We start from the raw sequence: 26,860 nt of genomic DNA on the forward strand, positions 1-26,860 counted from the left end.
GTTTTGTTAAAAATGAAAATTTGCTTTATATACTGTTTAAGTTACATGCAATACCAGTATTAAAGGAGAGTACAGCTATCTTTAATATAGAGAATAGAGATTTTTCATGAGAACATAAACCTATAACTACAAAGTAGTGCGGCAGTTTGCCGTGATGACGGTGGTTTGGGGTGTGGTTGGAATGTTGGTTAGAGTAACTGTGACTGCACAGCTCTATTTTCCGCAGCTGAATCTATCTGAGTTGGGGCCGTGGTTCCATTCTGGCCGTTTACATCCACCGCATACCAATGCCATTATTTTTGTATTCGGTAGCTGTGGCTTAATTGCCACATCTTAATTATGGTGCAGCACACTTGTAACGCTCGTCTATATGGCGGTTGACTACCAGCCTTTACATTCTGGAGCTGGCAGCTGGTGCTTCTGCTGGCGGCGGTTACCCTGCCAATGAACTTTACCAAGGCAATTGGAGTATACCGATCAATATTGCCTACTACTACGACAAATTCAAAACGCACTACGATGAAGAGGAGCGGCACATCATCGATGATAATGATTCGATCAATAACAACAACCAGACTCCCTAAAGCCGTGAATACGGAGCACAACAATGAATACATCCCTCTTTAAACTGGCAATTTCCGGAACTACTACATTACTGGCATCGTCGCAATCAGCTTTATCAGGCTGATATGGCTAATTTTGTCGCAAAGTAAAGTTAAGATACCAGCCAAAAGCGAAGATGTAAAAACCACCGGCCACAATTGGAACGGCATCGAGGAATACAACGATCCGCTGTCACACTCTAGTGTTTTACCTCATATTATTCTGATTTGACTGTTTTCCATCGGCTATCCTAACCTATGTGTGGGGTAAAGCCAATCCGAACGGCGCCGCCAAACCCGTAGCGGCAACTGCATCCGCTCCCGCACCAGCTGCTGCTTCCTCAGCCAGTGCAGCTTCTGCCGCCTCGCAGCCTGTGGCTAAGTAAGAGAGCGTCCATTCGAAGGCTACCTGAAAAAGGCAAGGCATTTTTCAGGTAGCCTTTCCTATACACCGCGTTTACAATATAGCCAAATTCTCTTTACAGGACATAAGTCATGCTAGATATCCAACTTCTCCGTACCGATGCCGCCGCTGTAGCCGCCAAACTGGCACAACGCGGGTTTGTTTTTGACTCTGCCGCCTTCGACGCATTGGAAGCGCAGCGTAAGGCTCTGCAAATGCGTACCGAAGAGCTGCAATCCCGACGCAACAGTGTGTCCAAACAAATCGGTGCACTCAAAGGGCAGGGCAAACATGCCGAAGCCGAAGCAGCTATGGCCGAAGTAGCACAAATCAAAACCGATTTGGAACAGGCTGATACCGACTACCAAGCCGTACAGGCACAAATCGATGCCTTGCTGCTAGGTATCCCGAATTTGCCGCATGAGAGCGTGCCGGCCGGCAAAGATGAAACTGAAAACGTGGAAGTGCGCCGCGTAGGTATTCCGCGTCAATTTGATTTTGAAATCAAAGACCATGTGGACTTGGGTGAAAAGCTCGGCCTCGATTTTGAAACCGCTGCTGCGCTTTCCGGTGCCCGCTTCAGCCTGATGAAAGGCCAGGTTGCCCGCCTGCACCGTGCCTTGGCGCAATTTATGCTCGACACCCACACCCAGCAGCACGGCTACACCGAGTGCTACACCCCTTATATCGTCAGCGATAGTACCCTCATCGGTACTGGCCAGCTGCCCAAATTTGGTGAAGATTTGTTCCATGTTATCCGCGGTGGTGATGAGAGCAAAACCAAGCAGTACCTCATTCCCACAGCCGAAGTAACTCTGACCAACACCGTGCGCGAGCGCATCCTGCCGGCCGATGCCCTACCCATCAAGCTCACCGCCCACTCGCCCTGCTTCCGTAGCGAAGCAGGCTCGCACGGCAAAGACACGCGCGGCCTTATTCGCCAGCACCAATTTGACAAAGTGGAAATGGTGCAAATTGCTCACCCCGACCACTCCTACGCCGCACTGGAAGAAATGGTCGGCCACGCCGAGCGCATCCTGCAACTGCTTGAACTGCCTTACCGCGTTATTACCCTGTGTACCGGCGATATGGGCTTCGGTGCCGCGAAAACCTACGATTTGGAAGTGTGGGTGCCCGCGCAAAACACCTACCGCGAAATCTCCAGCTGCTCCAACTGCGAAGATTTCCAAGCCCGCCGCATGAAAGCCCGCTTCAAAGATGAAGATGGTAAAAATCGCCTGGTGCATACCCTGAACGGCTCCGGCTTGGCAGTAGGTCGTACCTTAGTGGCGGTGCTGGAAAACCACCAAAACGCCGATGGCAGCATCAGCATCCCTGCTGCCTTGCGCCCCTACTTGGGCGGCGTGGACAAACTCGTCCCCTAAGCTCAAAGGCTACCTGAAAACCTATTTTTGGTTTTTCAGGTAGCCTTCATTTCATACCAATTAGCTGATTAGATGATAGATTTACACTGCCATTCCAATATTTCAGACGGTGCCCTGCCGCCACGGGAAGTAGTGAAACTGGCGCACGCCAATGGTTGCACCCTGCTCGCGCTCACCGACCACGACCACACCGGCGGTTTGGACGAAGCGCGGCAGGAAGCGCAAGCCTTGGGCATCCGGCTGATAAACGGCGTGGAAGTCTCCGTGAGCTGGCGCAAACGCACCATCCATATCGTCGGCCTCAATTTCGATGATACCGATACCGTACTGCAAAACCTGCTGGCCAGGCTGCGGCGCGGCCGGCTGGAGCGTTTTCTGCGTATGGCGGAAAAGCTTGAAAAGAAAGGTCTTGCCGGTGCCTGCGAGGGCGCGCTCGCGCTGGTGCCCAACCGCGAAATGGTCAGCCGCACCCATCTGGCGCAATGGCTGATGGAACACGGCCATGTGCGCAACAAACAACAGGCTTTTAAAAAATATTTGGGTGATGGCAAGCCCGGCTATGTGAGGCATGAATGGGCTACGCTCGAAGAAGCTGTGTCTGCCATTTTGGGCGCAGGTGGCATTGCAGTTGTCGCTCACCCCATTCGCTATGGTCTCTCCGCCACCGCACAGCGGAATTTGTTCACCGAGTTCAAAGCACTGGGCGGCCAGGCCATTGAGGTGCACAGCAGCACCACCGACTTGAACGACCGCCTCAACTACGCCCGCCTCGCCGAACAATACGGCTTTCTCGCCAGCGTCGGCAGCGATTTCCACCGCATAGGCGATTTCGGCAGCGGCCGCCTCGGCGCCTGCCCGCCATTGCCCAAACGCTGTCGGCCGGTTTGGCAAGAATTTTGCTTGTAGTATTTCATTCACACACCGATGCCTATGCACGGGAAAACGATATAAGGAAATGAACCATGATCAAACAGTTTGAAATCAATAACTATGTGAGAAAGCAGCTGCAAGACTACCTCACTGAGAAGAAGCTTACGCTGGAGCAGGCTATGGCCGAAGAAGCCAGCAACAACGAAATTGCCGCCATCGTGCACGCCGGCCTGCCCGGCATGGTGCGCAAGATTTATTCCCTAGGCAAAATGCAAACCTTCTTCTGGGAAAAGCGCGAACTTATCCAGGGATTTATTGCAGACCGACTGCAAAGTGTGAATGGAGAAAAGACAAAAAAAGCTAAATAAGGTAACCTGCCGAAAAGTGTCAGGCTGTATTCCTTGTGAGGAAGGAATGTAGGACTGATAATCGAAGATTTTATTAATAATTAGAGGAGTGATAAATATGTTTTTGGTTTTACTAGCCCTGATTTTGGCCAGTGTAGTGGCTTTCTTCTTTTTCCGCAACCGTCGCATTGAACAGGAAATTGAGCGCCAGCGCCGTGAAGAGGAAATTGAGCGTATCTTGGAGCGCAAAAAACAGGAAATCGAGCAGAACAGAACGCTGAACTGATTGCTTGATTGGGCACTGCGCGCGCTATTGCTCAAATTGCCGAAAAAGGCTACCTGAAACCTTTAGGTAGTCCTTTTTTATATCGCACGCTGGCTAATAAGCAACACTATTTCTCTATTTTTCCTTCTTTATCTTGCATTGTTTCAGCTTTGGTTTGCTGCCGCTTGGCACGGGGGTGGGTATCATCGTACACGCGAGCGAGATGGTCGAAATCCAGCTTGGTGTAGTGCTGGGTGGTGGCGAGCTGACTGTGGCCGAGCAGCTCTTGTACAGCACGGATGTCGCGGGTGTTTTGCAACAGGTGGCTAGCATAGCTGTGGCGCAACATATGGGGACTGAGGTGGCAGCTGCCGTAACGGGTGGCGAATTGTTGCAGGCGTTTTTGGATTTGGCGGGCACCGAGGCGGCGGCCGGTACGGCCGGTGAAGAGGGCTGTTTCGTTGGGCGCGGCGGTACGGGTTTTCAGGTAGCCTTCGAGGGTGCGGATGCTTTGAGCGGTGAGGGGAAGATGGCGTTGTTTGCAGCCTTTGCCGGTTACGGCCACCCAGCCGCTTTGCAGGTTAAGGTCGGCCAGGTTGAGAGCACAGGCTTCAGCAAGGCGCAGGCCGCTGCCGTAGAGCAGCTCAAAGATGGCAAGGTCTCGACTGTCGAGCAGATTTTCTGGGGCTTGGTTGAGGAGTTGGTTGAGCGGCTCGGCAGGTACGGCTTTGGGCAGGCGTTCAGGGGATCTGGGGGCTTTAAGGCCGTGGGTGGGGTCGGTTTTCAGATAGCCTGTTCGCACCAGCCAGCGGCAAAACTGCCGCCAAGCGCTGAGGCGGCGGGCGATGCTGTGTGGGTGCTGGTTTTGTTGGCCAAGCTGACGCAGGGCGGCGGTGAACAATGGTCGGGCAAGTGCGCTTTGCGGCTGAAAATTGGCCAGCCAGGCGAGGTCTCGGCGGTAGGCGGCCAGGGTGTGGGGGGAGTGGTTTTGCTGTTGCAGGCTGTGCAGCCAGACTTCGATTTGTGCTATCCAACCGCTGCTCATTGCTTTGCTCTGTGGTGAGTAAAATGGGCGCGGAAGGCGGCGGGAGTATGCTCGATAAGCTGGGCGGCGTAGTTGAAAAACACCATGCCGCATTGTACGCGGGCGATTTCGGTGTGGTCGGTTGTCCGGGAGAGTTTGGCGAAAAACGGGAAGCCGGCCTTGCCAATTTCGCCTAAGGCTACCTGAACTAGCAGCTCTTCGCCATGAAAGGCTTGGGCGCGGTATTGCACGACAGCATCGGCCATAATCAGACCGGCACCGAAGGCATCGGTTTCAGTGCAGCCGTGCGCGGTAAGAAAGCGTAAGCGGGCTTCGTGGGCGATGCGTAAAACGGCATCGTTGGCAAGGTGTTTACCATAGTTGAGGTGGCCGACTTCTAGCGTGATGCGGGTTTCAAAACAGAAGTGTTCCGGCAGGTTGATTTGGATGCGCTGAGTGGCTGGCATACTAGGGTTCCGCTGATTAAAAATCAGGTTATCTTAGCATTTATTGCCTAATTATTGAATGTGTTGCAACAACATTCTGTAAAACAGCTGTGTAAATACCTTGACAAAATCTGCTCCAAACCCATATGCCTTGCAAGAAAACAATATGCAAAGGAAATAATCATGCGATACGACAAATTAACCGCTAAATTCCAGCAGGCCTTGCAAGAAGGCCAGAGTTTGGCCTTGGCTGCGGATAGCAGCTATCTAGAAGCAGGTTTCGTGTTAAAAGCCCTGCTTGACGACCAAAACAGCGGAACATCTGCACTGTTGGCTCATGCGGGCGTGAACGTGCCGCAAGTGAAGCAGCGTTTGCAGCAACATTTAAACAGTCTGCCGAAAGTGTCTGGCCAGGGGGGCGATATTCTGCCCAGCCGCGAATTACAGGCGGTGTTGAATCTGACGGATAAGGCCGCCGTCAAACGCGGCGATGCCTATATCGCCAGCGAACTTTTCCTGCTCGCCTTGGTGCAGCAGAACGATGCGACCGGCAAAATCCTGAAAGAAGCCGGTGCGACCGAACAAAACATCAATGCCGCAATTGACGCGGTACGCGGAGGACAAAACGTAAACGATGCCAATGCCGAAGACCAACGCGATGCTCTGAAAAAATACACGCTTGACCTGACCCAGCGCGCCCGCGACGGCAAACTTGATCCCGTTATCGGCCGCGATGATGAAATCCGCCGAGCGATTCAAGTGCTGCAACGCCGCACTAAAAACAACCCCGTGCTTATCGGCGAACCGGGCGTGGGTAAAACCGCCATTGTTGAAGGCTTGGCGCAGCGCATCGTCAATGGTGAAGTACCTGAATCCCTGCGCAACAAACGCCTGCTGGTTTTGGATTTGGCAGCATTGATTGCCGGCGCGAAATACCGCGGCGAATTTGAAGAACGCTTGAAAGGCGTGTTGAACGACTTGGCGAAAGACGACGGCAACACCCTGATTTTCATTGACGAAATCCATACCTTGGTCGGCGCGGGCAAAACCGACGGCGCGATGGACGCGGGCAATATGCTGAAACCGGCTTTGGCGCGCGGCGAACTGCACTGCATCGGCGCGACCACTTTGGACGAATACCGCCAATACATTGAAAAAGACGCGGCACTCGAACGCCGCTTCCAAAAAGTATTGGTCGGCGAACCCAGTGTGGAAGACACCATCGCCATTCTGCGCGGTTTGCAGGAACGCTATGAAATCCACCACGGCATCGACATCACCGACCCCGCCATCGTTGCCGCCGCAGAATTGAGCGACCGTTACATCACCGACCGCTTCCTGCCCGATAAAGCGATTGATTTAATTGACGAAGCCGCCAGCCATATCAAAATGGAGTTGGACAGCAAACCCGAGCAGATGGACAAACTCGACCGCCGCATCATCCAGCTCAAAATGGAAAAAATGCATGTTGCCAAAGAAAGCGACGACGCCAGCAAAAAACGTTTGGAACTGATAGACGAAGAAATCGACGGCCTGCAAAAAGAATACGCCGATTTGGACGAAATCTGGAAAGCCGAAAAAGCCGCGTCTTCCAGCACCACCGACATCAAGAAACAGATGGACGACATCAAAGTCAAAATCGAGCAGGCCAAACGCCAAGGCGACTTTGCCCGCGCGTCCGAACTCGAATACGGCGAGTTGCCGAAATTAGGCGCACAGTTGCAAGCGGCGGAAAGCAACCCCGACGGCAAAAAACAAAACAAACTCTTCCGCACCGAAGTCGGCGCGGACGAAGTAGCCGAAATTGTATCGCGCATGACCGGCATCCCAGTGTCCAAAATGATGGAAGGCGAACGCGACAAGCTGCTGAAAATGGAAGAAGTATTGCACCGCCGCGTGGTTGGACAAGACGAAGCCGTGCGCGCCGTGTCCGACGCCATCCGCCGCAGCCGCTCCGGCCTTGCCGATCCGAACAAACCCTACGGCAGCTTCCTGTTCCTAGGCCCGACCGGCGTGGGTAAAACCGAGTTGTGCAAAGCCTTGGCGGGTTTTCTGTTCGACAGCGAAGACCACCTCATCCGTATCGACATGTCCGAATACATGGAAAAACACGCCGTTGCCCGCCTAATCGGCGCGCCTCCGGGCTATGTCGGCTACGAAGAAGGCGGTTACCTGACCGAGCAAGTCCGCCGCAAACCGTACAGCGTGATTCTTTTGGACGAAGTGGAAAAAGCCCATCCCGACGTGTTCAACATCCTGCTGCAAGTATTGGATGACGGTCGTCTGACCGACGGACAAGGCCGCACCGTGGACTTCAAAAACACCGTCATCGTCATGACTTCCAACATCGGCAGCCAGCACATCCAACAAATGGGCACGCAGGACTACGAAGCCGTGAAAAAAGCGGTGATGGAAGAAGTGAAAGCCTACTTCCGCCCCGAAATGATCAACCGTATCGACGAAGTGGTCGTGTTCCACGGCTTGGATCAGGAGAATATCCGCAACATCGCCAAAATCCAGCTCAAAGGCTTGGAAAAACGTTTGGAAGCGCAGCACCTGCACCTGAAAGTGGACGATGCCGCCTTGGATTTGATTGCCGAAGCCGGTTTCGACCCCGTGTACGGCGCGCGTCCGCTCAAACGCGCCATCCAGTCGGAAATCGAAAACCCGCTTTCCAAAGCCCTGCTCGAAGGCAGATACGCGCCCGACAGCACGATTCATGTGAAAGAAGAAGGCGGTAGGCTGGTGTTTGCCTGATTTGAAGGCTTGAATATTTGAAACGGAAAGGTTACCTGAAAATGATTAAACCGATATTTTCAGGTAGCCTTTTTTGCACCTCTCGGTAAATAGGCGATACGGAAACTGCAATAAGCTAACCCCCACACAAAAAGGAAGCGCTATGAATTTCAATAATCTGCTCAACCAAGTATTGGATGCCGTGCAGCAAAGCGGCAACAAAGTGATGTCTGATAACAATCCGCTCAACTCGTTCGGTGGCGGGGCGTTAATCGGCGGGCTGGCTGCGATTCTGCTGAAAAAAGGCAGCGCGAAATCATTGCTGAAGGCCGGGTCGGCCGCCGCTTTGGGGATGATGGCCTATCAGGCTTACCAAAGCTGGCAGGGAGGCCGGCAAAACAGCACGGTGGCCGCTTTTTTCCCGAAGCGGCTTTTGCAGCGCAGGGGCAGTCGGCTGAAGAGCGCAGCCGCGTGATTTTGCGCACCATGATTGCAGCCGCGGCTTCAGACGGCTTGATTGATGAAACGGAAAAGCAGCTGATTGCCCAAGAGGGCGGTGCCGATGCCGAAGTGCGGCAGTGGCTAGCCAACGAATATGCCCGTCTGGCTTCTATTAACGAGCTGGCCGAGGCGGTAGACGGCGATCAGGCGCTGGCTGCCGAAGCCTATTTGGCTGCCCGCGCGGTTTGCGGCGATTTGGTGCGCGGTGAGATTGCCTTCCTGTCCCGGCTGTCGCAGGCATTGGGGCTGGATGACGGTTTGGTGGAGCAGTTGGAGCGGCAGTTGGAATTGGCGCAATAAAACGCCAGCCGTTTGGTATAAGCAAAAGGCTACCTGAAAATTTTCAGGCAGCCTTTAATCCGTTCTGAACGAAGCATCACACCGCAGGCGGGGTTTCTTTGGCGGGTTCGGCGGCTTCATCTGCCGGGGCTGGAGCAGCCAGCTCGGTGGCTTGGGCGGGCTCAGTGGTGAACACGGTGGCATCGGCAGCGGCGTCGGCTTCGCCTAAGTCGTTTTGCGGGGGCACGGGCGCGTCGTGCGGCACGAGTTGTACGCGTTGCTCGGCGTTGCCGGCATGGGCTTCTGAGGCTTGATCGGCCAGGTAGGAGAGGGTGACGCTTTGGCCGCTGCGCTGTTCGAGCTGGCTGCGGTAGGCTTCGGGAGTCATCAACTCTTCAGCGCCACGGCTCAGCTGGGCGAATACGTTTTGGTAGCTGCGGGTGAGCTCGTCCACCGCTTCGGCGGTATCGATAAAGTGGTGGTTTACGGCTTCGCGATAGTCTTGCAGGGCTTTTTTGGCTTCTTCCAATTCGGCTTGCTGTTTGCTGTTGCCACGTTTGAACAGCGGGGTGATGAGCATGCCGATAAGGAAGCCGCCGAGGCCGGTGAGGATAAATTGGGTAATGAGGGGCAGGTTGTTCATGGGATTTTCCTTTGTGGTGGACGGGCGGTATGACTATTGTATAGCAATTTAGGCGGTTTGTTGCCTTATGTAAAGGCTATAGTGAATTAAATTTAAACCGGTACCGCGTTGGCTTGCCTTGCCGTACCTGCGTACTGTCTGCGGCTCGCCGCCTTGTCCCGGTTTAAATTAAATCCACTACACCTGAAAAGTTTGCAGCGTTAATGCAGCACTCGCTGCGGATTATCTGCGCTGTAGCCGGCTTCTTCCTCTTCTTCAGGCAAGCCTTGGTAGATATCGAATTCGATGCTGGCACCCACAGCGTGGTAGAAACTGATTACTCGGGGCGAAAAGCCGATGGCCAGGGTGGAGTCGCGTTCATCGGTGCTCACGGTGAGCACAACCATCAAACAGGCTTCGAGCCGGTGGGCTTTGATTAACTTGGCAATTTTGTCTTGCACCGGCAGTAAGGTGGCGATGAGTTCGTCGGCGATTTCGTCCAATCGGAACACGTCGCCGCCGCGCAGGACGGGTGTGCCATATTGCCAGCTGGCATGCTGCAGCACTCTGCCGCCTATGTTGCTGCCCTCATACACCGCGCGGGTAGGGGCAAGATTGAGGGTGGCGCTGACGGCATCGGGGTCGAAACCGCGGCCGGTAAGGGCGAAGTAGAGATAGCATTCGTTGAGGTTGGGCGTATCCATCAGCTTATTTTCATTGGATTAAATAGACGGCTAGGCGGATAAGGAGCAGGCTCATCAGTGCGGCGATGATGTCGTCCAGCATCACGCCGAAGCCGCCACCCACTTGGCGGTCGAACCAGCGGATGGGCGGCGGTTTTACCGCATCGAAGAAGCGGAAGGAGGCGAAGGCAGCCAGCCACCACACCCAAGAGTGCGGCGTGAAGGCGAGCACCAGCAGCATGGCCACGATTTCGTCCCACACGATGCCGCCATAGTCGTGCACGCCGAGGGCGGCTTCGGTTTGGTTGCAAATCCAGATACCGACGGCAAACAGGGGCAGACACAGCAGGGCGAGCAACCAGCCGTCGATGCCCAGCGCCATCAGCACGGCGGCGAGGGGCAGGGCGGGCAGGGTGCCGAAAGTGCCGGGGGCGACGGGGGCGAGGCCGCTGCCGAAGCCGAAGCCGAGGAAACAGGCAGGGCGGTGCAGCAGCCAGGCGAAAGTGGGGCGGAAGGCGGGTTTCTGTTTAGCCAAAGTGGTCGAATCCTAAATGGGCAAGATGCAGTTCGCTGCCGTTGGCGCGCAGCAGTTTCAGGTAGCCTGTGTCGTTGATGCGGCCGATGCGGGCCACGGGTGTGCGGCTGCTTTCGGCCGCGGCAAGCACGGCTTGGCGCGCTTGCGGTGGGGCGGTGAACAATAATTCGTAGTCGTCACCGCCGGCGAGGATGAGCTCGTATACGGTTTGCTCGTGCAGGCATTGGCGCAGGCCGGGCGCGGTAGGCACTAGGTCGGCGTATAGCTCCGCGCCCACATTGGAGGCGCGCAGGATGTGCCCGAGGTCTTGGGCCAGGCCGTCGGAAATATCTTGTGCCGCCGTGGCAACGGGCAGCAAGGCTTGGCCGAGGGATACGCGCGGAGTGGGGCGCAGGCGGGCGGTTTCGCATTCGGCAAACAGGTTTTCAGGTAGCCTGATGTTTTGCCAGATATGGTGCAGGGCGGCAGCAGCCAAGCCGATTTGGCCGGACACCCAAATATCGTCGCCGTTTTGCGCGCTGCTGCGACGCAGGCCAAGGCCGGCAGGTAGCTCGCCGGTGATGGCCACGTTGAAAACGAGATCGCCTTTGGTGGTGTCGCCGCCGATGAGGGTGATGCCGTATTGGCGCAGTATGGCGAACAGGCTACCTGAAAATGCTTCCAGCCAGCCGGGATTGAGCTCGGGCAGGGCGGCGCTGAGCATTACCCAACGCGGCTGCGCGCCCATGGCAACCATGTCGGAAATGTTCACGGCCAGGATTTTGTGCGCGAGGTCGGCAGGAGCAACATCGGGGAAGAAGTGGCGGCCGGCCAGCAGCATATCGCTGCTGAAACATAAATCATGGCCGGGGCGCGGGCGGACGATGGCGGCATCGTCGCCGATGCCGAGCAGGAGCTCGAGGTCGGCCGGCTGTTCGGCATTGAGGTAGCGGCGGATGAAGTCGAATTCGCCGAGGGGCTTTGTGGTGGATTGGGGCATGGCGGGATGTTTGGTTGTAGGGTGGAGGCTACCTGAAAACAAGAGAACCATTTGCAGCTCGCACCCAAATGGTTCTTTAAAATTAGTTGCCGACAGTATGCTTCTTCAATAGGGCAACCACTTCTTTTAGTGTTGCTAATTCTTCAGATTGTTGAGCTAAAAGCTCATTTTGGTGTTTTATGATGAGTTGAAGTTTTTCGATTTCTGCTGTGAAATTTTGATAGTTGTGGAATGTAATCTCCCCGCTGCAATGATTGTTGCCTACATTGTAATGTAGGTTTTCAGGTTGCATTAGATCCATGAGGTCAGTTTCAAAAATTTCGGCAATCTGTTCCAAACGCGGCAAATTCAGGCGGGTTCCGCCACGTTCGATTTTAGCATAGCCGTTTACGGACAAACTCAGCTTGCCTGCCATTTCTTCCTGTGTCCATTGCCGTTCTTCACGTAATAAGCGGATTTTTTCGAAAGTTTTCATGTTTTGCTACTTTTTGGGTAGCTGCACCCACATTTGGTTGGTGGTAAAAAATTGTGAAGAAAATTTATAATCAGGCGTATTCTAACAGAAATCCAAGTTATTTCGGAAAGGAAGGCTATGTTGTCAAAAATCAAAATATTGTGGACTGTATTAGGATTGGTATGTGTTATCCAGGCATATGCTGGGCAAGAAGGGATTGATCGAATTTATGCGGATAGTAATTTGAGTTGCGTACAAAAGCGGCAACAGGCCAATAGACATTTGAACTATTTGCTGAGTGATGAGGGAATGCTGGAAAATCGGATTCAGGCATATACATCAAATGATCCAGAGATGCAGCAAACATTTCGAGAACATTTCCGCAGTCTTCAGCGCAGCAGTGAGGCAAAATATAGGGCTTGCGTACGTGCAGCCCGCCGCCACTGATTTTTAGGTAGCCCGATAATCTGTTTAAACTACAGGATTTGTGATGGAGCATTTAGATAATTCCCTGCAACAGAAGATTTATGAAAAGCTAAACCGACTGAAGCGCAAGAAGGTTTGGTTGTATGTTTTGGGAATATTCTTTATCCTTGGAGCACTTGGTGCATTGGCTTCTGGTGATAAAGCTACATTTTTATTCTGCAGTATCATTGCTTTACCAGCGTTGTATTTTGCCTACCAAGCAGGAGAACAATATCGGCAGTTGGATAAAGTTTTCCAAAATTTGCTTTCTGGGCGCCGCCTTAGTAGCGGTGGCGAGGAAAGATTAGAGGCATTGTTGAATCCGGAGAAAACTTGTAAGAAATGGTTTATGGTGGTGGGCTGGTTGTTCGTGCTATGCCTCATAGTATTAATCGTTCGCGACTATGAAAAAGAAAGAGCCCAAGTAGGAGAAGCAACGCAAACTGATCCATCTGCCTCGCATTCTGAGCCAGATGAGACTGAATCACAACAGTCTGTGACATCTTTGCCTGAGCCGTCAAACGGCTGGCAGCCGAGGCTGGCCTGTAACATTTAAAAAGTAAGCTGCCTGTCAGTTCCTATAAAGATACGGGTGGCGGAGAGTATTGGTGTGGCTCTAGCTACTTCAATATCGGTTCATCCAAATACGGTTTGCCCAACAATATTGCTTTTTATGGTATCGGTACGCAGAGCAGTATCCACACTTTGAAACTGGTAGTAAATTACAACGTTCCAAACGATGATAGCGCAGGAGTGGCAACAGCTATGTTGATTACGTAGGCAACGGAACTGTCACAAAAAGCAACGGGCAGTAAACCCCCTGAAAGTATTTTGCAGAATCTGTTATTGGGTGAGCCTGCTGAAATCCAAAGTGGACAATATACGCACCAAGTCTTGCGTGACGACTGGCCAACGGGTAAGGGTTATGAAGTGCACTATATTTTGAAGCGTTGATAGTTAGGCTACCTGAAGAATAGTTGCCACTACGGATTCAATTTCCGCAGTGGCAACTATTCTTCTCTTCAGGTAGCCTCTAGCCTCTAATCGCGCACGTAGATGGTTTCCACGTCGTAATCGTCGTCATCCCAATCGTCTTCGTCTTCAGGCTCGGCGGAGGGAAGGGTGTGGCTGAGGGCGGAATCCATGCCGCATTCCCAGCGCAATACGGAGAGCAGGTGGTGGATGTCTTCGGGCAGCGGGGCTTCGAATTGTACGGTTTCGCCGCTTTCGGGGTGGACGAAGCTGAGCCGGTAGGCGTGCAGGGCTTGGCGGGCAAGTTGGTGTACGGCTTCTTTCACCGCATCCGAGCAGGGGTGGTGCGGGTTGCCATACACGGGATCGGCGGCAAGCGGGTGTTTGGCTTCGCGCATGTGCACGCGGATTTGGTGGGTGCGGCCGGTTTCGAGGGCGCATTCGATGTAGCTGTGACTCTGGTAGCGTTCGAGCACTTTGATGTGGGTCACGGCTTTTTTGCCGCCAAAGCCGACCACGGCCATTTTGAGGCGGTTGTGCGGGTCGCGGCCGATGAGGGTGTCGATTTTGCCGTCGAACGGCACGATGCCGTCGGCCACGGCACGGTAGATGCGCTTCACGCTGCGCTCTTGCAGCTGCTGCACGAGGCTGTTTTGTGCAGCCGGGGTTTTGGCCACCACCATCAGGCCGCTGGTGTCTTTGTCGAGGCGGTGCACGATGCCGGCGCGGGGGATTTCGGCCAATGCCGGACAGTGGTCCAGCAGGCCGTTGAGCAGGGTGCCACTCCAGTTGCCGGCGGCAGGGTGGACGACGAGGCCAGCAGGTTTGTTCAACACAATCACGCTGTCGTCTTCAAACACAATATCCAGCGGCATGGGTTCGGGCTGGAAGGCGGCAGTTTCGTGGCTGTGCTGGATGTGCACTTCCAAGGTTTCGCCGCCGATGAGCCGCTCTTTGGGGCGGGCAATCTGGCCGTTGAGCAACACGTTGCCGTCTTTAATCCAGATGCTCAGGCGGCTGCGGGAATAATCGGGCAGCAGTTTGGCCAGTGCGGCATCGAATCTTTGGCCGGCCAAATCGGTGGGCACGGTTAAATTTATACAATTTTCCACGTCTGCCCCTGCCGAAAAGTCGAAATCATCGTTATAATCGGCATCATTGTTGGTATAGAAAGAAATGTTCTGCATGAAAAAGATTCTTTTAGTTACCGGCCTGGCAGTGATGCTGTCGGCCTGCTCCAGTACTTCAACCACCGCTGTGAGCCAAGATGCCCAGATTACGCAGGATTGGTCGGTAGATAAGCTGTATGCCGAAGCGCACGAGGAAATGGAGAGCCGCAATTATAGCCGTTCGGTGCGCTTATATGAAATTTTGCGGGCGCGTTTCCCAAACACCCGCCAAGCGGTGCAATCGCGGCTGGATACGGCTTATGTGTATTATAAAGACGAACAGCAGCCGCAGGCACTGGCGCATGTGGAGCAGTTTTTGAAGCTGTATCCCAACCATCCGAACACCGATTATGCGCTGTATCTGAAGGGCTTGATTGTGCTCAATCAAGACAAATCCATCTTCAACAAGCTGGCTTCGCAGGATTGGTCCGACCGCGACCCGAAAGCAAACCGCGAAGCCTATCAGGTGTTCAACGAGCTCATCACCCTCTTCCCCGATAGCAAATACGCCAACGATGCGCGCGAGAAAATGACGCGCCTGGTGGATGCGCTGGGCGGTAACGAAATGGCCATCGCACGCTACTATATGCAGCGCGGCGCGTACTTGGCCGCCGCCAACCGCGCGCAGGGGATTGTGAGCCGTTATCAAAATACGCGCTATGTGGAAGAGGCGCTGGCGATTATGATGACCGCCTACACCCGTTTGGAAAAACCGGAGTTGAGCAACGACACCCGCCGCGTGTTGGCGCAAAACTTCCCGCAAAGCCCTTATTTGCAAAAAGAATGGCAGCCGGACGATATTCCGTGGTGGCGCTATTGGAAATAGTATAGATTTTGGAGGCTACCTGAAAGCGGTTTTTCAGGTAGCCTTTATCAGCTAGAACGTCTTAACTTCAAAACAAGGATATGAAAATGAAAAAATTACCCCCTATCTTCGCCGCCTGCCTGCTGGGTTTCTGTGCCGTAGCCAGCGCCACCACCTACGAATGCACCGACCGACAAGGCCGCCGCACCTACACCGCCACCCCCGGCCCTAATTGCCGTGCCGTCACCCTCGGCCGCGTGACCACCTATCCCGCCCCCGTAAGCACAGCGCCTGGCAGCCCGAGCTACAGCAGCCCAGCTGCCGCCACCCCGGCCGCCCAGCCTGCTGCCAATGAAAGCCAGCGCCAAGCCGCTACCGAGCGCCTGCGCCAAGCCCAGCAGAATCTGGAAGAAGGCCGTAAAGTGCGCTATGGCAACGAGCGCAACTACGCCCGCTATCTGGAGCGCATCGGCAAGCTGGAAGAGGAAGTAAACAAAGCCCAGCAGGAAGTGAACAACCTGAACAAATAAATCCGGTTATACTTTATTTCTTGCAATAACGTTTTCAGGTAGCCTTTAGTGTGATACAGGCTACCTGAAAAACGACTAAACCGAATTTTGCCCACCTAAAATCCCAACCGATTTAACTTCGTTGAAGATTACGCTTTCAGGTAGCCTTTATGCCCGCCATCCCCACGCACTACCGCAACCTGCGCGTGTCCGAAACCGCCTCGGATAAGGAGATACGCGAGGCCTACCGCCGCCTGTCGAAACGCTATCATCCCGATTTTAATCCCGACAATCCTGAAGCCCTGCGCATTATGCAAATGGTAAACAAGGCCTATGCCGTGTTGTCCGACCCCGAGCAACGTAAACGGCACGATGCCTGGATTGCCGCCCAGCGCCAGGCCAAAGCTACCAATCCCTTGCTGCAGCAAGCCGCTGCACGGCAGCAGGCCAAGCTGATGCCTTGGGGGCAAAAGCTGAAAGCGCAGTGGCAGCGGCTGCGTGCCAACAAAGCATTTTGGCTGGTGTTCGGCACCGGCTTGTTGCTTGGGCTGCTCGTGTTGCAACTTTGGTGGTGGCTGGATAAAACTCCGGCTGCGCCTCAAGATACGCCTTCCGCCGTGAGCCAGCTGGCCGCCCAAGGCAACGCCTACCAACGCCCGGCCAAAGCCCCCAACGGCAACATCTGGCCGTATTTTTCCGACTATATCGCCGGCTACCCCGTGGCCGCACAAAACGGCATGTCTATCGCCAGCATCGCCAACTACGGCGCCGACCGCATGGTGGAGTTGCAAATGCAGCAAGACGGCAGCTGGCAAAACATCCGCACTTTCTACATGTCCGAGAAGGGTTTCTTCACTCTCTACGAACTCGGCGCCGGCCAATACCGCCTGCTCTATCTCGATTTAGACAGCGGCCGCCACACCCAAACCGATGTTTGGCAAATAGAAAAACAAGACGATGCGCCGGTATACCCCGATGCCGCCATCACCCTCCCGCCCACACAGCAAGGATAATCATGAGCGCCTCTCCCGCCGCCAAATACACAGAAGAAACCGTACTTTGGGTAAAACGCCACACGCCCAAACTGATGAGTTTCGCCATCAGCCGCCCCGAAGAATACCGCTTTGCCGCCGGCCAATTTTCCCGCCTCGGCTTCCCCGAAGGCAGCGGCTTTATCTGGCGCGCCTATTCCGTGGTTTCCGCCGAATACGACGACACCCTCGAATACTTCGCCGTGCTCATCGAAGGCGGTCCCATGTCGACCCGGTTCGAACAGATGGAAGCCGGCAGCACCATCTTGCTCGACAAAACCGCCACCGGCTTCCTGCTGCCCGAACGCTTCCCCGACGGCAGCGACCTCATCATGCTCAGCACCGGCTCCGGCATCGCCCCCTTCCTCTCCATTTTGCAACAGCCGCAGATTTGGCAGCGCTTCGACCATCTCGCCCTGGCTCACTCCGTTTCCCATGCCAACGAAACCGTGTTCAACCAGCGTATCCGCGATTTGGCCGAACACCCATTAGTGGGCGAGTATTACGATAAACTGCGCTTCGTTCCCGTGCTCACCCGCGAGCAGCAGCCCGGCAGCCTCAGCCAACGCCTGCCGCAGCTGTTGGAAAACGGCAGCCTCAGCCAGGCCTTCGGCCTGCCGTTCACCACCAAACGCAGCCGCTTCATGCTGTGCGGCAACCCTGCCATGGTGAAAGACACTTTCCAAGCTCTGCTCAAGCTCGGCTTTGCCATGCACCGCAACCGCATCCCCGGCCATATAATGATGGAAAACGGCTTTTAATGCCTTTAACTAATGTCGGAAATTGCAAAACAGGATGTTGCCAACGTTTTCAGGCAGCCTCAATTAACAGGCTACCTGAAACCGATTTGGGCCCGCAAGATTACAGGCTGGCTGAAATTCATCAGAGCTAACGAGATGCTGATAAACCACAGGCTCGTGCATCAAGCATCTATCAATTCTCAAGTATCCTCAAAAGCCCATCCGAAGCTACCTGAAAATTAAGCCCTTGCCACCAGCCGCTGCTCAGTCCACAATAAACCTTTTCCCCACGAACAGCAAAACACAGCCATGAGCCATTCCCAAGCCTTCAGCCGCACCGACGACGTACGCATCCGCAGCATCAGCGAACTGCTGCCCCCCATCGCCCACCTCTACGAACTGCCCATCAGCGAAGCCGCCGCCGATTTGGTGGAAACCACCCGCCATCAGATTGCCGACCTGGTGCACGGCCGCGATAAACGCCTGCTCACCATCATCGGCCCCTGTTCCATCCACGATCCCAAAGCCGCCCTCGAATACGCCCAGCGCCTGTTGCCCCTGCGCAAAAAATACGAGAAAGAGCTGCTTATCGTGATGCGCGTTTATTTTGAAAAACCGCGTACCACCGTGGGCTGGAAAGGGCTCATCAATGACCCTCATCTCAACGGCACCTTCGATATCAACTTCGGCTTGCGCCAGGCCCGCCGCCTGCTGTTGGATTTAAACAATCTCGGCGTGCCCGCTTCCACCGAATTTCTCGACATGATCACTCCGCAGTATTATGCCGACCTCATCTCCTGGGGCGCCATCGGCGCGCGCACCACCGAAAGCCAGGTGCACCGCGAGCTTGCCAGCGGCCTATCCTGCCCGGTCGGCTTCAAAAACGGCACCGACGGCAATCTCAAAATCGCCATCGATGCCATTGGTGCCGCCTCTCACCCGCACCACTTTCTTTCCGTCACCAAAGCCGGCCACTCCGCCATCGTCCATACCGCCGGTAACCCCGACTGCCACGCCATCCTGCGCGGCGGCAAAGAGCCAAACTACAGCGCGGAACACGTTAAAGCCGCCGCCGAACAGCTGGCCAAAGCCGGCGTAACGCCCAAACTGATGGTGGATTTCAGCCACGCCAACAGCCGCAAAGACTACACCCGCCAAATGGAAGTGGCGCACGATGTGGCCGTGCAGCTGAAAAACAGCGAGCAAAACATCATGGGTATCATGGTGGAAAGCCATTTGGTGGGAAGCCGCCAAGACAACCCCGAAACCTACGGCCAAAGCATTACCGATGCCTGCATCGGCTGGGATGCCACCGAAGAGTTGCTTGCACTTATGGCCGAAGCCAATCGCGGCAGAATATGAGCAAAGCGGCTTTTGCCGATTTTTTACTAAATACAATGCCTCCAATACGCTTCAGATAGCCCTATACAACAAAAGGCTACCTGAAAACCTAAAATATTTACAAATTACACCAAACTGTTAAAATTTATAATTTTTCAACGATGCCATTAACTGCAGGGCAGGAGCAAAGGTTTGCGGCTGCCTGAGGGAGATACACTTATGCAAGATTTCCGTGAAAACCCAAACGAAGATTTCCGCCAAGCCTATGCTTCCACCGCATTGGAAAATGATTTATTCGATAACGGTAAAATGGAAGTGGATCTAGCCAGCCCTTGGCAGCGGATAGGTGCACGATTGCTAGATATAGTGATTTTTGCCGCTATTTTTATGGTCTTCTTTTTTGTTATCGCAATTTTTATCAAAGATTCGATGATGGTTATCGGACTTAGTTTGCTCTTCGTTTTCGCCTTTGGTATTTACCAAATGGTCATCATGTCCCGCGATGGGCAAACGATAGGTAAAAAAGCCTTGAATATCCGCGTGATCACTGAAAATGGCAATAACCCCGGTTTCGTTAAATATTGCTTGGTGCGCGAATTTGGCTACAACTTCATTTTTACCCTTATCGGAATTGTTAGCAAATCATTGGGCAATTCGCTGGCACTTATCGCCACCATCGCCTGTATCGTGCTGCTGTTTATGGAAAGCCGCAACCGCCAAACCTTACAGGATTTACTGGCAAAGACATTGGTCATCAAAAACTAAGCCATTTTTTATTCATACACAAGGCTACCTGAAATCATTTTCCCGCTTTCAGGTAGCCTTATTTATCTGGCCTACTTTGAGGACAAACCATGCAAAACTTCCGCCAAGCCTATCGGCCTCCTCAATCAGAAGCCGCGCCGCAGGCAGCAGATCGGATGAAGGAAGTAGAGTTGGCCGAGCCGTGGCAACGCTTGCTGGCCGGGGCAATCAACCGCATCCTGCCTATTATATTTTTCATTCTTACCATAACGGTTGGTGCGAACCCACGATATGCACGTGCCAAATTGCTGTGGTTGTATGATTCTATACTAATCATTGGTTGTCTAACTGTGCTGTTATTTCTCTGGCAGGCTGTTATCATGAGTCGAAGCGGTCAGAGTATCGGCCAAAAAATCCTGCGTATCCGTATGATTACGGATACCGGCGAGAACCCGGGCTGGCTTTACTAAATTATGTGCTGGCGCGCGAAGTGTTTTTCTTTGCCGTTTTGTTTTCGCTATGCGGGCTGCTCAGCGGCCTGGGTTTGGGCCACATTATCTATTGTGCTGTGCAATTGCTGTACCTGATTATGCTATGCCGCAAGCGCGGCAATTATCAAACGCCGCAGGATTTGATGTTGCAGACTTTGGTGGTGAAGGTGTGAGTGCTGGCATAACGAAAGGCTGCCTGAATCATTCAGGTAGCCTTTCGTATTATGGTGGGCGGATATGAAACTTGTTGCTGCAAGGTTTCAGCTAGCCTCTACTACTTCCTCCTTGCCAAACGCCTGCCGCAGTTTGCTCCAGATGAGGGCGAGCAGAAATAGGATAGCCTGCAAAATCACGATACTGGAGCCGGTAGCGGAGTTAATGTGGTAGCTGAGCAGGGTGCCGGCGAGGCAGGTGAGAACGGAGGCGGCCATGACGATGATCATCATGTGCTCAAAGCGTTTGGTAAGCAGGAAGGCGGTGATGCCGGGGGAAATGAGCATGGCCACCACCAGCACCACGCCGGCCACCTGCATGGCGGTGATGATGGTAAGGGCAAGCAAGGCAAGTAGGCCGTAATGCAGAAACTGCGGGGATAGGCCGGCGATGCGCGCTTGGGCAGGATCGAAACAGTAGAGCATAAAGTCGCGCCGTTTGAGCAGCACAGTCAAAGCCACAGCGGTGCAGATGACGAAGGTTTGCAGCAGTTCTTCGCAACTCACGCCCAGCACGTTGCCGAACAGGATGTGGGTGAGGTGTTGGTCGGTTTCTACTTTAGTAAACAACACGAGACCGAGCGCAAACATACCGGAGAAGACGATGCCCATCACGGTGTCTTCTTTTAGGCGGCTGTTGTTTTTCAGGTAGCCTACACCCACGGAACAGAGCAGGCCGGAGACAAACGCGCCAATTTGAAGCGGGATACCGAACACGAAGGCAAGCACAATGCCGGGCAGCACGGCGTGCGACACCGCGTCGCCCATCAGCGACCAGCCTTTGAGCACCAGATAGCAGGACAACAGCCCGCAGGTGATGGATACAATCAGCGCGGTGAGCAGGGCGTTCTGCATGAAGGGGAAGGCGAGCGGCGCGGCAAACCAGTTGATTAGCTCAGACATAGCCGGCCTCCGTTTCTTCTTCCGCTGCCCGCGGCGCAGCGCCGAATTTTTGCCGCAACAGGCCGTATTTGGGCGCAAACACGAAGGAGAACAGGAACAGCAGGCTTTGCAGGGACACAATCACGCCGCCGGTGGCACCGTCGAGGAAAAAGCTGATATAGGCACCCAAGGCGCAGGTAAGTATGCCGAGCGATACGGCAATTAGCACTAGTTTGCCGAAGCGGTCGGTAAGCAGGTAGGCGGTGGCGCCAGGAGTAACCACCATGGCAATCACCAAAATCGCACCCACAGTTTGCAGCGCGGCCACCACGCAGGCGCTGAGCAGACAGAAAAACAAAATTTTATAGCGCAGTGGCGAGAGGCCGACAGCCACGGCTTGAGTTTCGTCAAAAAACACCAAGAGCAAGTTTTTCCAAGTGGGCAGCAGAAACAGCAGGCATACGCCAATGATGATGGCTACCTGAAAAATATCTTCGTCGGCAATACCCAAAATATTGCCCAACACAATTTCCTGCACGTTGACCGCAGTCGGGTTCACCGACACGATAAACAGGCCGATGGCGAAAAAAGTGGTGAAGATAAAGCCGATCACCGCGTCTTCCTTTAGCTGCGTGATGGCACGTATCCACAAAATCGACAGTGCTGCCAAAATGCCGGATACAAACGCGCCGGCAGAATAGGGCAAGCCGAGCGCATAGGTAACCGCCACGCCAGGCACCACCGAGTGCGATAGTGCGTCGCCAATCAGCGACCAGCCTTTGAGCATTAAATAAGACGACAAAAACGCGCACATACCACCCACCGCCGCGCTCAGCACGACGGCCTTCACCATGTATTCATAGGCAAACGGCTCCAGCAGCATCTCTAGCATGAACTTTCCCCTTCGCTGCCGTTTTCCTGCTCCGCGCAGCTGCCTTGGGCATCGCTGCAGCAAGGTACGGCTGGTGGATCGTTTTGGGCTTGGCCGTAGAACACGGCGGGGCGTTCGTCGTCGGTGAGCACGGTGAGTACACGGCTGTCTTCGTCATCGTGCAAATCGCTGCCGGAGAGGCGGAAGTGGCGCAATACGCCGCCGAAGGCCAGTTCGAGGTTGTGTTGGTTGAAAGTGTGCTCAGTACGGCCGGCGGCCAGCACGGTACGGTTGATCATCACCACTTGGTCGCAGAAGTCCGGCACCATGCCGAGGTTGTGGGTAGACACCAAAATTAGATGCCCCTGCCCCCGCAGCTGGCCGAGTAAATCCACAATCGCGTCTTCGGTTTTCACGTCCACGCCAGTAAACGGCTCGTCCAGCAAGATAATCTTGCCCTGTTGCGCCAGCGCGCGCGCCAGAAAGACGCGTTTTTTCTGCCCGCCGGAGAGTTCGCCGATCTGCCGCTGTGCCAAATGGGCAATGCCCACCCGTTCCATGGCTTCCTGCACCTTACGTTTGTCTTCCGCCTTAGGCAGACGCAGGAAATTCAGGTAGCCGTAGCGCCCCTGCATCACCACGTCGTACACCGACACGGGAAATTGCCAATCCACTTCCTCGCTCTGCGGCACATAGGCCACCAAGTTGCGCTTGAGCGCCTGCGGCACGGGCAGGCCGCACAGGTGGATATTGCCCGACTTCAGCTTAATTTGCCCCATCAGACTTTTAAACAGGGTGGATTTACCGCTGCCGTTTACGCCCACCAGCGCGCAGGTAGTGCCGCCTTGCAGCGTGAAACTCACGTCACGGATGGCCGTGTGGCCGTTGCTGTAGCGAACCGTTACCGATTCAACGCTGATGGAGGCGGCTTGTTCAGACATTATTTTCCAAATCCTCTAACAATGGTGGAAACCGTGATGTTGAGCAGGTCGAGGTAGGTCGGCACCGGGCCGTTTTTGGCGGAAAGCGAATCCACATACAACACACCGCCGTATTTGGCACCAGTTTCGCGCGATACCTGCTGCATCGGGCGCGGCGATACGGTGCTCTCGCTAAACACTACCGGAATATGATTTTGCCGCACAGTGTTGATCACGCGGCGCACCTGCTGCGGCGTACCTTGCTGCTCGGCGTTAATCGGCCACAGATACACTTCTTTAAAGCCGTAGTCGCGTGCCAGATAGCTGAACGCGCCTTCGCTGGTGACCAAGAAACGCTGATTTTGCGGCACGCGTGCCAGTTTTTCGCGCAAAGGGCGGTCTAGGTTGCGGATGCGCTGGGCATAAGCGGCGGCATTGCGGGTGTACGCTGCTGCATTTTGCGGGTCGTACTTAATTAGTGCGTTTTTAATATTTTCCACATAGATTAAGGCGTTGCGGGTAGACATCCAAGCGTGCGGGTTGGGAGTGCTGCGATAAGGACCTTCGTGAATTGACATCGGCACAATACCCTGCGTTACCACCACTGCCGGCTTGTTGCGCACGTTTTGGAAGAAACGCTCAAACCAGCGTTCCAGGTTCAGTCCGTTCCACAACACCAAATCGGCAGATTGGGCTTTAGCAATGTCTTGCGGTGTGGGCTGGTAATCGTGGATTTCCGCGCCCGGCTTGGTAATCGATTCCACCACGGCCGCATCGCCCGCCACGTTTTGAGCAATATCCTGAATTACGGTGAAGGTGGTGACCACTTTGAATTTAGCATAGGCCGGTGCGGCAAAGCCCAAGGCGGCCAACAGACAGAATGCAGATAATAATCGGCGCATCGTTTTCTCCTAAATTTAAGTTGAGCTAATTAAATGGACAACTAAAGCAAAGATTTTGCCTGCTATAGTAAAATTCCTGAATACAGATACTTCATTGGCTCGCTTTACTGCACTCCTGTACTGCCTGCAACTCGCCGCCTTGTATCAGGTTCAGGAATTTCACTATATTAGCGCAAATAATAACTATTATCAATTATTTTATTATGGATTTTATATAACAACAGGAAAAACCAACAGAAACAACAGGTCTATACTGTATACGGGATTATTTTTTCGCATTTTGCCGTGCCGTGCCAGCAATCATTGCCATATGCAATAGCCTCTTTGCCAATTTAGCAACCCGACCAGACTAGCAGACAGTTTTTACTGTTTTTACCGTCTGCTTTGTTATCTTGTGTTAATTTTGTCTGGGCAGGCTACCTGAAAATTGAAAATCAGGTTTTTTAGCTAAAACTTTTATTTCTTCCTACTGCATTTGCATTGGTTTGCCGTACTACTGTGTTGTTTGCAGCTTGCCGCCTTGCATGAAAAATATGCTTCAATTATAACTTCATTGAAGCTAACGCTTTAGTTCCGCAGAACCCAGCCTTAGCTGTATCAAAAAGTTGTTTCAAGTAGTCCTTCTATTCAACCGGACGATCTGCCTTACTAGTGCACTTGTGGCGGCGGAAGCGCCACAATTGGCGCACAGCGTGGACGGTGGTGGAAAGCCCACCGGCCAGCAGCAGGAATATCAGAGGCACCACCAACAGATAAGGCGCAAACCACAGCAGCAGCACCAGTGCCAGCATACCAATGCCCAGGCTCAGGTAGGATTTGGCTTCGTTTTCATCCACCGTGCGCGTGCCGTAGAAGTTGCCGCGAAACATGCTGGAAAGCTGCAGCAGCTGGCGTGCTGCTGCTTGGGCACTCTGGCGACTGTGCCGCTTCTTGGAGAGCACTTGGTGGCGCCGGCGTAGGGCGGCACGGCGTTCACTGCTGTTGAGCACAATTTCGGTGGCGTTAGTAAGGTCTTGCAGAAACATCTGCTCCAACTGGTACACCACCACTGCGTCTTCGATTACCACGTCTAATTCACGATTGAGATACCAGCTGGCAAAGTTGAGATTGGTCGAGCCCACGCGCGCCCATTGGCCGTCGGCAATGGCACTTTTGGCGTGAATCATCGGCCCGTCCCATTCAAACACGCGCACACCGGCCTCCAAGAGGCTGCGGTAGCGGATGCGCGACACGCGGCCTATCCAGCGTATATCGGAAGTGCGTGGCACCAGGATGCGCACGTCCACGCCGTCGTTGGCGGCGTTGATGAGGGCTTGAGTGTAGAGGCGGGTGGGCATGAAATAGGCATCGGTAAGCCACAGGTTGCGCCGCGCTAGTGCCAGCGCGTTCAAATCCAGCCGCATCATATTGTTGTTGCTGGGCGTGGTGGCCACCACGCCGGCGCGTACTGTGCCGGCAGCCGTGCCGCCATAAGGGGTGATGTTTTCAGGTAGCCTTTCGCCTTGCGAGCGCAGCGTGTCGGACAAAGCCTGCACCACTTCGGCCACCACCGGCCCCTGCAGTTTCAGCCCGGTATCGCGCCACGGCGCCACACCTTTGGCCAGATTGCCTTCCCAGGCGGAAGACACACATAATCCACTCACGAAGGCGGTGTGGCCGTCTATCACGAAGGATTTGCGGTGGTTGCGCGAGAGCAGGCCGATGCCGCTGGCAAAACCAGGCGGGTTGTAGGCCACCACTTGAGCACCGGCCTGCTTGAGCGGCTCAAAAAAGCGGCACACCGACGGCCACAGGCTGCCGATCCAATCGTACACTAGCACCACGTTCACGCCCTGGCAGCATTTTTCCACCAGCAAATCGCGCAGCCGCACGCCGAAATCGTTGGCGGCGAAAATATACATTTCAATCAGCACATAATGCTCGGCAGCAGCCACTGCTTCAAGCCAGGCGGGAAAGTTCTCGCGGCTGTCTTGCAAGAGTTGCACGCTGTTGCCGCCGTGCATTTCGCTGCTGCTGGAGCGCGCATGCAGCTGGTCGAGCAGCGGCTGCGGGTGGTCGAGGAGGAGGGTGCGGTTGGGCATGGTGTATTTCGTGTGGGTTTGGTTTATTTGAAGTTTCAGGTAGCCTTTTAACCAGATTGGTTTGCTATCTAGTAATCCAATTTTTGAGCCAGCACGGCGGCAAGGCTGCTGCCAACAGGAACGTCTAGGTAATCTGAGCCTGAGTCTTTCATCACAATTAAAGGGTTGGGCTGCCCGAAATCGTAACAATAGAACACGCCTCCACCATTGAATGCAATCGGCAGCAAATTAGGCGCGTAATACCAGAACTGGTAGCTAAAATAATAAGATACAATTTCTGCTGGTGAGAGTAGCCAAAATCCTGCCCATTGCCCGTGATACCGCCGCGCACGGAATATTGCCAAAGCTGCATTAGCTCATTGGGGATATAAAAGTGGGGCGGCAGGCAATATCCGGTGGCGCTAAGTTGTGCTGCGTAAGATTCAAGATAGTTTAATGCATTGGCGTGTTCGGCTTCGGGCAAAGGGGCACGGAATGCGGCAATGTCGTTTGGCGTGGCAGGAGGGTGTCGGTCGTGAAATTCAAATGATTGATACCACATTGCTTTATTCCTTCAATAGTTCTTCAATGAAATATGCTTGCAAAAGGATTTGC

29 protein-coding genes and 3 pseudogenes are annotated in these 26,860 nt (G+C 54.0%); 18 read left to right on the forward strand and 14 right to left on the reverse strand.

The window, feature by feature from the left end:
* Positions 1 to 154: 154 nt before the first annotated feature.
* The 7 genes and pseudogenes from A7P97_RS10700 to A7P97_RS10110 all read left to right on the forward strand — a co-directional run.
* Positions 155 to 462 (forward strand): annotated as a pseudogene (locus A7P97_RS10700) (cbb3-type cytochrome c oxidase subunit I); the annotation flags it as partial.
* Entirely contained in the window at positions 378 to 584 is a 207-nt protein-coding gene (locus A7P97_RS10105; protein ID WP_067526050.1) for a hypothetical protein, read from the forward strand. The pseudogene A7P97_RS10700 and the gene A7P97_RS10105, both read left to right, overlap by 85 nt.
* Positions 585 to 651: 67 nt before the next feature.
* A pseudogene (locus A7P97_RS10705) lies at positions 652 to 795 on the forward strand (cbb3-type cytochrome c oxidase N-terminal domain-containing protein); the annotation flags it as partial.
* A 302-nt stretch (positions 796 to 1,097) separates the two neighbouring features.
* A complete protein-coding gene (serS, locus tag A7P97_RS05010; protein ID WP_067530634.1) occupies positions 1,098 to 2,390 on the forward strand; it encodes a serine--tRNA ligase in 1,293 nt (430 codons plus the stop codon).
* A gap of 72 nt (positions 2,391 to 2,462) precedes the next feature.
* Complete coding sequence (locus A7P97_RS05015) at positions 2,463 to 3,296, forward strand: PHP domain-containing protein (RefSeq protein WP_067530635.1); 834 nt, start codon at positions 2,463 to 2,465, stop codon at positions 3,294 to 3,296.
* Between the two features lie 56 nt (positions 3,297 to 3,352).
* On the forward strand, positions 3,353 to 3,628 hold the full coding sequence (locus A7P97_RS05020) for a hypothetical protein (RefSeq protein ID WP_067530636.1): 276 nt from the start codon (positions 3,353 to 3,355) through the stop codon (positions 3,626 to 3,628).
* A gap of 97 nt (positions 3,629 to 3,725) precedes the next feature.
* On the forward strand, positions 3,726 to 3,893 hold the full coding sequence (locus tag A7P97_RS10110; protein WP_156497483.1) for a hypothetical protein: 168 nt from the start codon (positions 3,726 to 3,728) through the stop codon (positions 3,891 to 3,893).
* 106 nt (positions 3,894 to 3,999) lie between these two features.
* On the opposite strand, the gene A7P97_RS05025 is transcribed toward A7P97_RS10110, so the two are convergent.
* Complete coding sequence (locus tag A7P97_RS05025; protein WP_067530637.1) at positions 4,000 to 4,917, reverse strand: tyrosine-type recombinase/integrase; 918 nt, start codon at positions 4,915 to 4,917, stop codon at positions 4,000 to 4,002.
* Positions 4,914 to 5,363 carry a thioesterase family protein gene (locus A7P97_RS05030; RefSeq protein WP_067530638.1) on the reverse strand — a complete coding sequence of 150 codons (450 nt, stop codon included), beginning with the start codon at positions 5,361 to 5,363 and terminating at the stop codon, positions 4,914 to 4,916. The genes A7P97_RS05025 and A7P97_RS05030 overlap by 4 nt, the downstream gene beginning before the upstream one ends.
* Before the next feature lie 162 nt (positions 5,364 to 5,525).
* Here A7P97_RS05030 and clpB point away from each other — a divergent pair, with 162 nt between their 5' ends.
* The gene (clpB, locus tag A7P97_RS05035; protein ID WP_067530639.1) at positions 5,526 to 8,099 is read left to right on the forward strand and encodes an ATP-dependent chaperone ClpB; all 2,574 of its coding nucleotides are present in this window, start codon (positions 5,526 to 5,528) and stop codon (positions 8,097 to 8,099) included.
* Between the two features lie 142 nt (positions 8,100 to 8,241).
* Positions 8,242 to 8,879 (forward strand): annotated as a pseudogene (locus A7P97_RS05040) (tellurite resistance TerB family protein).
* A gap of 76 nt (positions 8,880 to 8,955) precedes the next feature.
* Here the strand turns inward: A7P97_RS05040 and A7P97_RS05045 are convergent.
* The 5 genes from A7P97_RS05045 to A7P97_RS05065 all read right to left on the reverse strand — a co-directional run bounded on the left by A7P97_RS05045 (position 8,956) and on the right by A7P97_RS05065 (position 12,152).
* Entirely contained in the window at positions 8,956 to 9,501 is a 546-nt protein-coding gene (locus A7P97_RS05045) for a YhcB family protein (protein WP_067530640.1), read from the reverse strand.
* A gap of 200 nt (positions 9,502 to 9,701) precedes the next feature.
* The gene (locus tag A7P97_RS05050) at positions 9,702 to 10,184 is read right to left on the reverse strand and encodes a DUF4279 domain-containing protein (RefSeq protein ID WP_067530641.1); all 483 of its coding nucleotides are present in this window, start codon (positions 10,182 to 10,184) and stop codon (positions 9,702 to 9,704) included.
* A gap of 10 nt (positions 10,185 to 10,194) precedes the next feature.
* Positions 10,195 to 10,698: a phosphatidylglycerophosphatase A gene (locus A7P97_RS05055; RefSeq protein ID WP_067530642.1), complete on the reverse strand. Its 504-nt coding sequence runs from the start codon at positions 10,696 to 10,698 to the stop codon at positions 10,195 to 10,197.
* The gene (gene thiL, locus A7P97_RS05060; RefSeq protein ID WP_067530643.1) at positions 10,691 to 11,677 is read right to left on the reverse strand and encodes a thiamine-phosphate kinase; all 987 of its coding nucleotides are present in this window, start codon (positions 11,675 to 11,677) and stop codon (positions 10,691 to 10,693) included. The genes A7P97_RS05055 and thiL overlap by 8 nt, the downstream gene beginning before the upstream one ends.
* Positions 11,678 to 11,759: 82 nt before the next feature.
* Positions 11,760 to 12,152 (reverse strand): helix-turn-helix domain-containing protein, encoded by a 393-nt coding sequence (locus tag A7P97_RS05065; RefSeq protein WP_067530644.1) that lies wholly within the window; start codon positions 12,150 to 12,152, stop codon positions 11,760 to 11,762.
* A gap of 117 nt (positions 12,153 to 12,269) precedes the next feature.
* Between A7P97_RS05065 and A7P97_RS05070 the strand changes: the two genes are divergently transcribed.
* Together A7P97_RS05070 and A7P97_RS05075 are read left to right on the forward strand one after the other, a co-directional pair.
* Complete coding sequence (locus A7P97_RS05070; RefSeq protein WP_067530645.1) at positions 12,270 to 12,578, forward strand: hypothetical protein; 309 nt, start codon at positions 12,270 to 12,272, stop codon at positions 12,576 to 12,578.
* 43 nt (positions 12,579 to 12,621) lie between these two features.
* Positions 12,622 to 13,152 carry a hypothetical protein gene (locus A7P97_RS05075; protein ID WP_067530646.1) on the forward strand — a complete coding sequence of 177 codons (531 nt, stop codon included), beginning with the start codon at positions 12,622 to 12,624 and terminating at the stop codon, positions 13,150 to 13,152.
* A gap of 484 nt (positions 13,153 to 13,636) precedes the next feature.
* On the opposite strand, the gene rluD is transcribed toward A7P97_RS05075, so the two are convergent.
* Complete coding sequence (gene rluD / locus A7P97_RS05080) at positions 13,637 to 14,755, reverse strand: 23S rRNA pseudouridine(1911/1915/1917) synthase RluD (protein WP_067530647.1); 1,119 nt, start codon at positions 14,753 to 14,755, stop codon at positions 13,637 to 13,639.
* Between rluD and A7P97_RS05085 the strand changes: the two genes are divergently transcribed.
* The 7 genes from A7P97_RS05085 (at position 14,754) to A7P97_RS05120 (ending at position 20,377) form a co-directional block, all read left to right on the forward strand.
* Entirely contained in the window at positions 14,754 to 15,563 is an 810-nt protein-coding gene (locus A7P97_RS05085) for an outer membrane protein assembly factor BamD (protein ID WP_067530648.1), read from the forward strand. The two genes, rluD and A7P97_RS05085, sit on opposite strands and share 2 nt — an antisense overlap.
* 86 nt (positions 15,564 to 15,649) lie before the next feature.
* Positions 15,650 to 16,072, forward strand: coding sequence for a DUF4124 domain-containing protein (locus A7P97_RS05090; protein WP_067530649.1), 423 nt, complete (start codon positions 15,650 to 15,652; stop codon positions 16,070 to 16,072).
* A 149-nt stretch (positions 16,073 to 16,221) separates the two neighbouring features.
* On the forward strand, positions 16,222 to 17,064 hold the full coding sequence (locus A7P97_RS05095; protein ID WP_067530650.1) for a J domain-containing protein: 843 nt from the start codon (positions 16,222 to 16,224) through the stop codon (positions 17,062 to 17,064).
* 2 nt (positions 17,065 to 17,066) lie between these two features.
* Positions 17,067 to 17,843, forward strand: coding sequence for a ferredoxin--NADP reductase (locus A7P97_RS05100; protein WP_067530651.1), 777 nt, complete (start codon positions 17,067 to 17,069; stop codon positions 17,841 to 17,843).
* A gap of 288 nt (positions 17,844 to 18,131) precedes the next feature.
* Positions 18,132 to 19,184, forward strand: a complete 1,053-nt coding sequence (gene aroG, locus A7P97_RS05110; RefSeq protein WP_067530653.1) for a 3-deoxy-7-phosphoheptulonate synthase AroG — start codon at positions 18,132 to 18,134, stop codon at positions 19,182 to 19,184.
* A gap of 198 nt (positions 19,185 to 19,382) precedes the next feature.
* Positions 19,383 to 19,928 (forward strand): RDD family protein, encoded by a 546-nt coding sequence (locus A7P97_RS05115; RefSeq protein ID WP_067530654.1) that lies wholly within the window; start codon positions 19,383 to 19,385, stop codon positions 19,926 to 19,928.
* Positions 19,929 to 20,017: 89 nt separating this feature from the next.
* Positions 20,018 to 20,377 carry an RDD family protein gene (locus A7P97_RS05120; RefSeq protein ID WP_082887607.1) on the forward strand — a complete coding sequence of 120 codons (360 nt, stop codon included), beginning with the start codon at positions 20,018 to 20,020 and terminating at the stop codon, positions 20,375 to 20,377.
* 281 nt (positions 20,378 to 20,658) lie between these two features.
* On the opposite strand, the gene A7P97_RS05130 is transcribed toward A7P97_RS05120, so the two are convergent.
* The 6 genes from A7P97_RS05130 to A7P97_RS05155 form a co-directional block, all read right to left on the reverse strand.
* Positions 20,659 to 21,513 carry a metal ABC transporter permease gene (locus tag A7P97_RS05130; protein WP_067530657.1) on the reverse strand — a complete coding sequence of 285 codons (855 nt, stop codon included), beginning with the start codon at positions 21,511 to 21,513 and terminating at the stop codon, positions 20,659 to 20,661.
* The gene (locus A7P97_RS05135; RefSeq protein ID WP_067530658.1) at positions 21,506 to 22,384 is read right to left on the reverse strand and encodes a metal ABC transporter permease; all 879 of its coding nucleotides are present in this window, start codon (positions 22,382 to 22,384) and stop codon (positions 21,506 to 21,508) included. Before A7P97_RS05135 ends, A7P97_RS05130 begins: the two co-directional genes overlap by 8 nt.
* The gene (locus tag A7P97_RS05140) at positions 22,378 to 23,304 is read right to left on the reverse strand and encodes an ATP-binding cassette domain-containing protein (protein ID WP_067530659.1); all 927 of its coding nucleotides are present in this window, start codon (positions 23,302 to 23,304) and stop codon (positions 22,378 to 22,380) included. Before A7P97_RS05140 ends, A7P97_RS05135 begins: the two co-directional genes overlap by 7 nt.
* Complete coding sequence (locus tag A7P97_RS05145) at positions 23,304 to 24,185, reverse strand: metal ABC transporter substrate-binding protein (protein ID WP_067530660.1); 882 nt, start codon at positions 24,183 to 24,185, stop codon at positions 23,304 to 23,306. The genes A7P97_RS05140 and A7P97_RS05145 overlap by 1 nt, the downstream gene beginning before the upstream one ends.
* Positions 24,186 to 24,808: 623 nt before the next feature.
* Positions 24,809 to 26,266, reverse strand: coding sequence for a phosphatidylserine/phosphatidylglycerophosphate/cardiolipin synthase family protein (locus A7P97_RS05150; RefSeq protein WP_067530661.1), 1,458 nt, complete (start codon positions 26,264 to 26,266; stop codon positions 24,809 to 24,811).
* Positions 26,267 to 26,423: 157 nt separating this feature from the next.
* Positions 26,424 to 26,807: a hypothetical protein gene (locus tag A7P97_RS05155; protein WP_231865659.1), complete on the reverse strand. Its 384-nt coding sequence runs from the start codon at positions 26,805 to 26,807 to the stop codon at positions 26,424 to 26,426.
* Between the last annotated feature and the right edge of the window lie 53 nt (positions 26,808 to 26,860).

Source organism: Eikenella sp. NML070372, from assembly GCF_001648415.1.
GTDB lineage: Bacteria > Pseudomonadota > Gammaproteobacteria > Burkholderiales > Neisseriaceae > Eikenella > Eikenella exigua.

Excerpts from the sequence above, each read along its gene's own strand:
- serS (WP_067530634.1), top strand. The coding sequence starts at position 1,098 with ATGCTAGATATCCAACTTCTCCGTACCGATGCCGCCGCTGTAGCCGCC.
- A7P97_RS05015 (WP_067530635.1), top strand. The coding sequence starts at position 2,463 with ATGATAGATTTACACTGCCATTCCAATATTTCAGACGGTGCCCTGCCG.
- A7P97_RS05020 (WP_067530636.1), top strand. The coding sequence starts at position 3,353 with ATGATCAAACAGTTTGAAATCAATAACTATGTGAGAAAGCAGCTGCAA.
- A7P97_RS10110 (WP_156497483.1), top strand. The coding sequence starts at position 3,726 with ATGTTTTTGGTTTTACTAGCCCTGATTTTGGCCAGTGTAGTGGCTTTC.
- A7P97_RS05025 (WP_067530637.1), bottom strand. The coding sequence starts at position 4,917 with ATGAGCAGCGGTTGGATAGCACAAATCGAAGTCTGGCTGCACAGCCTG.
- A7P97_RS05030 (WP_067530638.1), bottom strand. The coding sequence starts at position 5,363 with ATGCCAGCCACTCAGCGCATCCAAATCAACCTGCCGGAACACTTCTGT.
- clpB (WP_067530639.1), top strand. The coding sequence starts at position 5,526 with ATGCGATACGACAAATTAACCGCTAAATTCCAGCAGGCCTTGCAAGAA.
- A7P97_RS05045 (WP_067530640.1), bottom strand. The coding sequence starts at position 9,501 with ATGAACAACCTGCCCCTCATTACCCAATTTATCCTCACCGGCCTCGGC.
- A7P97_RS05050 (WP_067530641.1), bottom strand. The coding sequence starts at position 10,184 with ATGGATACGCCCAACCTCAACGAATGCTATCTCTACTTCGCCCTTACC.
- thiL (WP_067530643.1), bottom strand. The coding sequence starts at position 11,677 with ATGCCCCAATCCACCACAAAGCCCCTCGGCGAATTCGACTTCATCCGC.
- A7P97_RS05065 (WP_067530644.1), bottom strand. The coding sequence starts at position 12,152 with ATGAAAACTTTCGAAAAAATCCGCTTATTACGTGAAGAACGGCAATGG.
- A7P97_RS05070 (WP_067530645.1), top strand. The coding sequence starts at position 12,270 with ATGTTGTCAAAAATCAAAATATTGTGGACTGTATTAGGATTGGTATGT.
- A7P97_RS05075 (WP_067530646.1), top strand. The coding sequence starts at position 12,622 with ATGGAGCATTTAGATAATTCCCTGCAACAGAAGATTTATGAAAAGCTA.
- A7P97_RS05085 (WP_067530648.1), top strand. The coding sequence starts at position 14,754 with ATGAAAAAGATTCTTTTAGTTACCGGCCTGGCAGTGATGCTGTCGGCC.
- rluD (WP_067530647.1), bottom strand. The coding sequence starts at position 14,755 with ATGCAGAACATTTCTTTCTATACCAACAATGATGCCGATTATAACGAT.
- A7P97_RS05090 (WP_067530649.1), top strand. The coding sequence starts at position 15,650 with ATGAAAAAATTACCCCCTATCTTCGCCGCCTGCCTGCTGGGTTTCTGT.
- A7P97_RS05095 (WP_067530650.1), top strand. The coding sequence starts at position 16,222 with ATGCCCGCCATCCCCACGCACTACCGCAACCTGCGCGTGTCCGAAACC.
- A7P97_RS05100 (WP_067530651.1), top strand. The coding sequence starts at position 17,067 with ATGAGCGCCTCTCCCGCCGCCAAATACACAGAAGAAACCGTACTTTGG.
- aroG (WP_067530653.1), top strand. The coding sequence starts at position 18,132 with ATGAGCCATTCCCAAGCCTTCAGCCGCACCGACGACGTACGCATCCGC.
- A7P97_RS05115 (WP_067530654.1), top strand. The coding sequence starts at position 19,383 with ATGCAAGATTTCCGTGAAAACCCAAACGAAGATTTCCGCCAAGCCTAT.
- A7P97_RS05120 (WP_082887607.1), top strand. The coding sequence starts at position 20,018 with ATGCAAAACTTCCGCCAAGCCTATCGGCCTCCTCAATCAGAAGCCGCG.
- A7P97_RS05130 (WP_067530657.1), bottom strand. The coding sequence starts at position 21,513 with ATGTCTGAGCTAATCAACTGGTTTGCCGCGCCGCTCGCCTTCCCCTTC.
- A7P97_RS05135 (WP_067530658.1), bottom strand. The coding sequence starts at position 22,384 with ATGCTAGAGATGCTGCTGGAGCCGTTTGCCTATGAATACATGGTGAAG.
- A7P97_RS05140 (WP_067530659.1), bottom strand. The coding sequence starts at position 23,304 with ATGTCTGAACAAGCCGCCTCCATCAGCGTTGAATCGGTAACGGTTCGC.
- A7P97_RS05145 (WP_067530660.1), bottom strand. The coding sequence starts at position 24,185 with ATGCGCCGATTATTATCTGCATTCTGTCTGTTGGCCGCCTTGGGCTTT.
- A7P97_RS05150 (WP_067530661.1), bottom strand. The coding sequence starts at position 26,266 with ATGCCCAACCGCACCCTCCTCCTCGACCACCCGCAGCCGCTGCTCGAC.
- A7P97_RS05155 (WP_231865659.1), bottom strand. The coding sequence starts at position 26,807 with ATGTGGTATCAATCATTTGAATTTCACGACCGACACCCTCCTGCCACG.